Consider the following 6,916-nt stretch of genomic DNA (forward strand, 5'->3'; position numbering starts at 1 on the left):
CTCTTGGGAAAGGGGAACTAATGAGAATCACAACAGGCTCATTCGGAGATGGTTACCTAAGGGAACTAAGAAAACGACTCCCAAAGAAGTCGCATTCATCGAAAATTGGATTAATAACTATCCTAAAAAATGCTTGAACTACAAATCACCCAGAGAAGACTTCTTCATGGCTAACTTGAACTTGAAATTTGGCAAAAGAGAATCAAGATTACTCCTGATTCTCCATTTTTATGCAATATCAAATTTCAATTGGCCTGCTTTGACACCAATCTTAAGTGTGCTGCCTGCCACCAAATCTCCCTTAAGAAGAAGTTCTGCCAACTTGTCTTCCACTTCTGTTTGCAGGGTTCTGCGAAGTGGACGAGCTCCCATCTCTGGGTCATATCCTTGATTTGCCAACAATTTCAGTGCAGAAGCTTGTAATTTCAAGTCAATGCCTTTTTCAGCCAAACTTGCCACTAAAGGTTTGACCATAATCTTCACCACTTCCTGCATATGGTCACTAGACAGGCTATGGAAGACCACCTTTTCATCAATACGGTTGATAAACTCAGGTCTATAAGCCTTTTTCAGCTCTTCAAACATGCGTTTTTCCATATTTTCCTGGTCAAAACGAATATCCTTAGCTCCAAAACCGACGGTCTTGTCATCCCGAAGGGCTGTCGCACCAAGGTTTGACGTCATGATGATAATGGTATTTGAAAAGTCAACCTTGCGGCCCTTGCTATCGGTCAAGACACCATCATCCAAGACCTGCAAGAGCACATTAAAGATATCTGGGTGGGCCTTCTCTACCTCGTCAAAAAGGAGAACGGAATAGGGTTTGTTGCGAACCTTCTCGGTCAACTCCCCACCTTCTTCATAACCCACATAACCCGGAGGAGCTCCATTGAGACGGCTGGCTGCAAATTTCTCCATATACTCACTCATATCAAAGCGGATAAGGGCTGATTCGTCATCAAAGAGAACTTCTGCCAAAGCCTTGGCCAATTCGGTCTTCCCGACACCTGTGGGTCCTAGGAACATAAAAGAACCAATCGGACGCTTGTGACTGCGAATCCCTGACTGATTGCGGCGAATAGCACGGCTAACGCTTGAAACTGCTTGATCTTGACCGATGACACGCTTGTGTAGTTCAGCTTCCAAGTTCAGGTATTTCTTAGCGTCAGTCTGAGTCAGTTTTTGGACTGGGATACCTGACAATCGACTCAAGGTAGTCAAAATATCAGACTCTGTTACCAAGTCTTTATAGACAGGCACTTGCTCTTCTTTTGCGATTAGCTGAGCTGCCTGTTTCCACTTGCCATCCATCAAGGCCTTGTCAGCTGGACTCAAGCCTGAATCGTCTACTTTTACATGCTTAGCCTTATTTTGCACTGTTGCTGCTGCTTCATCTAAGAGGTCTATAGCAGAGTCTGGCAAATGGCGACTAGTCAAGTAACGATGGGCCATCTTAACGGCTGTTTCGACCGCTTCATCTGTGATTTGCACACGGTGATGTTTCTCATAAGTCGCCTTCAAGCCTTGCAAAATGGCCATGCTGTCTGCCACACTTGGCTCTTCAATCGTCACTTTAGCGAATCGACGAGAAAGGGCCGCATCTTTTTCGATGTGTTTTTGGTATTCTTCCTGAGTGGTGGCACCAACCGTTCTCAAAGTTCCACGCGCCAAGGCTGGCTTCAAAATATTGGCCGCATCCAGAGTCGAGTCAATCCCGCTACCAGAACCCATGATAGTGTGGAGTTCATCGATAAAGAGAATTACTTGGCCATCTTCCTCAATATCCTTGATGATATTATTCATACGCTCTTCAAAGTCACCACGGAAACGTGTACCTGCAACGACATTCATCAAATCAAGCTCCAACACGCGCATCTTAGCCATTTCCGCAGGTACATCACCACTAGCAATACGCTGGGCAAGACCAAGCGCCAGAGCTGTTTTCCCGACACCAGCATCCCCGACCAAGACAGGGTTGTTCTTAGTCTTACGGCTCAAGATTTGAATCATACGCGAGATTTCCTTATCCCGACCGATGACTGGTTCTAACTTGCCAGAACGCGCTTGCTCTGTCAAATCATGCGTATAGTCCTCGAGACCACCACTCGGAGTCTGCGGCATGCCCATCATATTGGCCATAGAATTTTGTTTGTCAGCCACAGTACGATGGCGTTGACGTAAAGCCTTGAGGTCTTCACGAGTCCAACCTGCCCGTTCTTCTAAATTTCGACGAAGAGCAGCAATCTTGACCTGATCTTTCTTGTCTTCATAAGAAAAACCAGCCCTCTCCAAAATACGAGTCGCCAAGGCATTGCCATCATGCAAAATCGCATAGAGGACATGCTCTGTCCCTAATACCTTAGCATGGACCACTGACGCTACATACTCTGCTTCGTCAAAAAGAACCTGCAAACGACGGGAGAACGGCAACTCCGTAAAAGTTTCATACTGTCTATAGTCCGTTTCAGTCAGTTCCAAAGCCACCTCTTCTAAACGGTCCATCTCATATGGATAATCGTTTAAAGTCGCCCCTGCCACACTATAACTGTGATTGGACATGGCAATCAACAAGTGCCAAGACTCTAGGTAACCAGCTCCAAAATGACCAGCAACCATGTAGGCACTTTCGATACATTCATTCAATGCTTTTGAATAGTTCATCTTACTTCCCTTTTCTATCTACCTCTTGTATGACCTGGCGTAGCATGTTTGCACGAAGGACTGGAGCTTCTTCTCCTAGAACGCGATCCAAAGCTACTGATACTAGCAAATTCATCTCTTGCTTGGTCATCAATTCCTGCTCAACCAAAAGCTGGAGAATATCCTCATAAGTTTCTTGACTAACTCGCTCGCCAATCGAATAAAGAAGCTCTCGGAGCATTTCATGATGACTAGAAAACTCAATCCGTCCTATACGAATATAACCTCCGCCACCACGCTTACTTTCAACCAAGTAGCCTCTACTTTCCGTAAAGCGTGTCTTGATCACGTAGTTAATCTGACTAGGAACAACCTGGAAGGTATCTGCCAACTGACTTCGTTGCAACTCCACGATACCAGATTGATCTAAAATCGCCTTGATGTAGGCCTCAATATGATCCGATGTATTTTTAAATCTCATTACAAACCCACCTCTCTTTGAACCTTGACTATCTTTGACTATTATACCGAAATTTTCTCATTTTTAAAAGAAAAAGGGCGCTGGTAAAGGATAATCTTCACCAACTCCCTATTTTTCTACTTATTCTAAGCCTAATTCTGCCAAGATTTGACGTTTGTAGGCAATCTTTTGGACTTCCTTGTCCTCATCTTCAGACCAGTCTAGTTTAATTTCTGAAACAATCTGCCCAGGGCGATTTTTCAAGATATAGATGCGGTCGCTGAGATTAAGAGCCTCCTCTATACTATGAGTAATAATCAATGTTGTCAGGTGCAACTGCTTGTGAATCTCAAGGTACCAAGCGTGTAGTTCCATCTTGGTCATCTCATCCAAGGCGCTAAAAGCCTCGTCTAAGAGAAAGAGCTTGTGCCCGAAAAGGTAAGTTCGAAGCAAGGCTACACGCTGGCGCATCCCGCCACTGAGTTCATGAGGGTATTTATCTCTTACAGCTGTCAACTGGAAGGTCGCAAGAATTTCATCCGCCCGGGCAATGGCTTCCGCCTTATCCACTTTTTGAATCAAGAGGGGCAGAATGATATTTCCAAGCACCGTCTTGTGCTCCAAGAGCAAGTCCTTTTGCAACATATAACTCACGCGCCCCTTGGGATTTTCTTCACCATCCAGGACAATTCTCCCAGACTGGACTTCTAAAATCCCAGCGATTAGATTAAAGAGAGTGGTCTTTCCAACACCGCTTGGACCTAGGATAGAAACCACTTCACCTGAAGTCACCTGCAGATTGATGTCCTCTAAAATCCTCTCCCGACCATAGGCATAACTGACGTGTTCTAGTCTTATTTCTGTCATTATTTCACAAATTCGTTGGTGAAGCCTTTATCTGTCAAATCTTCTTTAAGGATACCATTTTCTTTATCCCATTTGTAGAAAGCATTCCAGCGAGCTGCATCAAATTGACCCCATTTTTCCTTGTCGCTTGCGTATTCTTTTGACAAGTATTTTTGAGATTCGATGACAAAGTCACGTTTTTCCTGAAGTTCAGGTGCATTCTTGATGAGGATATCAGCCGCTTCTTCTGGATGCTCCATAGCATATTGGTAACCTTTTTTGATGGCTTGGATGACTTTACGAGCTTCTTCTTTGTTATCTTTCAGATAGTCGTTGTTTGCGATGATAACTGGTGAATAGTAGTCAAACTCCTTGACATAGTCTTTCAAATACATGAAGTTAGCATCTACACCTTGAGATTTAGCAAGTATACCATCCCAACCGTAGTAAATCCAAGCAGTGTCAAAGACACCATTGGCAATAGGTGTGATAGAGTTTGAGTCGTTATTTGGTACTTTTTCTACCTTCTCAAAGTCCCCACCTTGTGATTCTACCAATGTTTTCAACATAGCAAGTTCAGTTGGGTCATTCCAAGTCCCGTATTTCTTACCAACCAAGTCTTTTGGACTGCTTACATTGTCAGATTTACGTGAGATGATTCCTGATGTATTGTGTTCAACAATAGCTGCAACGGCAGTGATTCCTGCTCCTTTTTCCAATTTTTTAGCCATGTAGTCTTGGAAATACACTGCAAATGGTGCCTTACCATTGATAACCAAGTCAGATGAGCTTTCTTCTGGTGGCAATTTCAAATCAACATCCACTCCAGCTTCTTTGAAATAACCTTTTTCCTTGGCAACATATAGCCCTGTGTGGTTAGTATTTGGTGTCCAGTCTAGGATAAAGTCGATCTTCTTGAGTTCTGCCTCTTTGTTATCCTTAGAAGCAGTTCCTTGACCACAAGCTACAAGCACGACAGCTACAAGAGCTGTTAAAACAGTTAAAAACACTTTCCATGTTTTCTTCATTTTGATTTCCTCTTTTCTTTTTTGAAACATTCTTATTCTACGAACGTTTCCATTTAATAACATATTTTTCACTGACATCAACCAGCTTCATACCGAGAAGACTGATAATCGATACCAGAATAATAATAGCAAACATGGTATCATACTGAAACAGTTTCTTGGACTGAATCATGTAGACACCTAGTCCTTCAAAGCCTCCCAACCACTCAGATACCACTGTTGTGATAAAGGCGTAGGAGACACTGACCCTCAGACCTGCATAAAAGTAAGGCAGGCTGACTGGAATTTTAAAATGCCACAGGATTTGCCAAGGCTTGGCCCGCATCAGACTAAACAAGGTCAGCATATCCTTGTCACAATGCCTAAAGCCGTCCAAAATACTGACGATGATAGGAAAAGTTGTTGTCAAGATAATCAAGACAATCTTGGGCAGAATCCCATAACCTAGCCACAAGACCAGAATAGGGGCTATGGCAATGGTCGGGATAGTCTGAACAACCACCATCATAGGGTAAATCAGGTCATTGAGCCAAGTCAAACTATCCATGAGCACAGCCATGAGACAGGCAATCAAGACTCCCAAAATCAGCCCCAGTAAAGCCACTCTCAAAGTCGCCCAGCTATGGTGCCAGAGAAATTCTCTATCACGCACAAAAGACTGGAGGATTTCAAGAGGTGTCGGCAGGATAAACTTGGGGAGAAGTTTAAGAAAACCTGCTAACTGCCAGATTGACAAGACTCCCAGAAAACCCAATAGACTAATGTGTCGTCTCAGCATACTTTTCAAGCTTCTCATCAATACTTAAAATCTCTCCTACATTTATTTTGACATTGGCAAAGACATTATCTGCCTCCTGCCCTGCCACTTCCAGCGCTTCTTTTAGAATGCGCATAAGCTCATCAAACTCCCCTTCCAAGACCGTTTCAAATGGTGTCACCACCATGGTCACTTCTTGAGCTTGCAGATAAGCAATGACCTGATCAATAACAGCTATCCGATCAATCCCCTGTGCTAGGGGTAAAACTTGCAAGGCGATGCTTGCTTTCATAAAAACCTCCTCTTCTCGTTTTCCTTTGACAAAAAGAAAAACCTTTACCATATATGGAAAAGGTGCAAAATCAGACTAAGTATCGTTCCCTCCGCTGGCATTACCCAGATCAGGTGCGGTCGAAGTTTAACACTTCCTCTCAGACTGTACACAGACTCCCATATATTATATGTATATATGATAGCGCAAAATAAGAAAAATGTCAAGGAAATTGCTTAATCGAGTAGGGGATAATCTTTAGCCCCTCTCACACCACCGTACGTGCCGTTCGGCATACGGCGGTTCAACTAACTTTTAACGCATGTCGTTCAAGGTAATAATCCAAACACGAAACCAGTCCACGTTTTTCAAGGACTGGTTTTGATATAGCACGTTTAGTACCGACTTCTGAGCTACTAATTGATAATGGTCACCCCAGCCAGATACCTTATCTGCTATCCATTTAGGAACTCCTAACTTAAGCAATCCCCATAGTCGTCTCGATTTCTTCTTCCATTGCTTCCAGATAATCACTCGTAGGCGAGTACGCAAGCGCTCATCTATGCTGGTGACAATACTTTCCATATTTCCCAATGAGAAATAGTTTATCCATCCTCGAATGGACAAATTCAGTTGTTCAATACGTCTTGTTAGGTCTATACTCCATTTCCTCTGTGTTAGTTTCTTCAATTTAAACTTAAATCTCCGAACACTATCTTGATGGGGACGACTTTTCCAACCATCTGATGATTTCCAGAACCCAAAACCTAAGTATTTCAGCTCTCTTGGTCTGGTAATCTTAGTCTTGGTCATATTTACTTTCAAACCTAGCCGTTTCTCAATAAAACGACTGACTGAATACATCACACGCTTAGCGGCTGCCTCGCTTCCGACCGTCATCACACAATCATCTG

5 protein-coding genes, 3 pseudogenes and 1 riboswitch are annotated in these 6,916 nt (G+C 43.4%); of the genes and pseudogenes, 1 reads left to right on the top strand and 7 read right to left on the bottom strand.

What is annotated here, in order from left to right:
- A pseudogene (locus HT669_RS11265) lies at positions 1-391 on the top strand (hypothetical protein); the annotation flags it as partial.
- On the opposite strand, the pseudogene HT669_RS09605 reads toward HT669_RS11265, so the two are convergent.
- From HT669_RS09605 to HT669_RS09635, 7 genes and pseudogenes are all read right to left on the bottom strand, one after another.
- Positions 280-2,661, bottom strand: a pseudogene (locus HT669_RS09605) (ATP-dependent Clp protease ATP-binding subunit); the annotation flags it as partial. The pseudogenes HT669_RS11265 and HT669_RS09605 sit on opposite strands and share 112 nt — an antisense overlap.
- A 1-nt stretch (position 2,662) precedes the next feature.
- Entirely contained in the window at positions 2,663-3,121 is a 459-nt protein-coding gene (locus tag HT669_RS09610) for a CtsR family transcriptional regulator (protein WP_023936792.1), read from the bottom strand.
- A 120-nt stretch (positions 3,122-3,241) separates the two neighbouring features.
- Positions 3,242-3,967, bottom strand: coding sequence for an ABC transporter ATP-binding protein (locus HT669_RS09615; RefSeq protein WP_000136235.1), 726 nt, complete (start codon positions 3,965-3,967; stop codon positions 3,242-3,244).
- On the bottom strand, positions 3,967-4,974 hold the full coding sequence (locus tag HT669_RS09620) for an ABC transporter substrate-binding protein (RefSeq protein WP_031233681.1): 1,008 nt from the start codon (positions 4,972-4,974) through the stop codon (positions 3,967-3,969). The genes HT669_RS09615 and HT669_RS09620 overlap by 1 nt, the downstream gene beginning before the upstream one ends.
- Positions 4,975-5,011: 37 nt before the next feature.
- Positions 5,012-5,770 (bottom strand): ABC transporter permease, encoded by a 759-nt coding sequence (locus HT669_RS09625; protein ID WP_162199268.1) that lies wholly within the window; start codon positions 5,768-5,770, stop codon positions 5,012-5,014.
- Positions 5,733-6,023, bottom strand: coding sequence for a thiamine-binding protein (locus HT669_RS09630; protein WP_000647658.1), 291 nt, complete (start codon positions 6,021-6,023; stop codon positions 5,733-5,735). The genes HT669_RS09625 and HT669_RS09630 overlap by 38 nt, the downstream gene beginning before the upstream one ends.
- Positions 6,024-6,092: 69 nt before the next feature.
- Positions 6,093-6,195, bottom strand: a riboswitch (TPP riboswitch).
- Positions 6,196-6,306: 111 nt separating this feature from the next.
- Positions 6,307-6,916: pseudogene (locus HT669_RS09635) on the bottom strand (group II intron maturase-specific domain-containing protein); the annotation flags it as partial.

Origin of the sequence: Streptococcus sp. 2100 (genome assembly GCF_013276335.1) — a bacterium.
Lineage (GTDB): Bacteria > Bacillota > Bacilli > Lactobacillales > Streptococcaceae > Streptococcus > Streptococcus pseudopneumoniae.

What these genes read in the sequence shown, in the direction of transcription:
- HT669_RS09610 (WP_023936792.1), bottom strand. Translation starts at nt 3,121, where the DNA reads ATGAGATTTAAAAATACATCGGATCATATTGAGGCCTACATCAAGGCG.
- HT669_RS09615 (WP_000136235.1), bottom strand. Translation starts at nt 3,967, where the DNA reads ATGACAGAAATAAGACTAGAACACGTCAGTTATGCCTATGGTCGGGAG.
- HT669_RS09620 (WP_031233681.1), bottom strand. Translation starts at nt 4,974, where the DNA reads ATGAAGAAAACATGGAAAGTGTTTTTAACTGTTTTAACAGCTCTTGTA.
- HT669_RS09625 (WP_162199268.1), bottom strand. Translation starts at nt 5,770, where the DNA reads ATGAGAAGCTTGAAAAGTATGCTGAGACGACACATTAGTCTATTGGGT.
- HT669_RS09630 (WP_000647658.1), bottom strand. Translation starts at nt 6,023, where the DNA reads ATGAAAGCAAGCATCGCCTTGCAAGTTTTACCCCTAGCACAGGGGATT.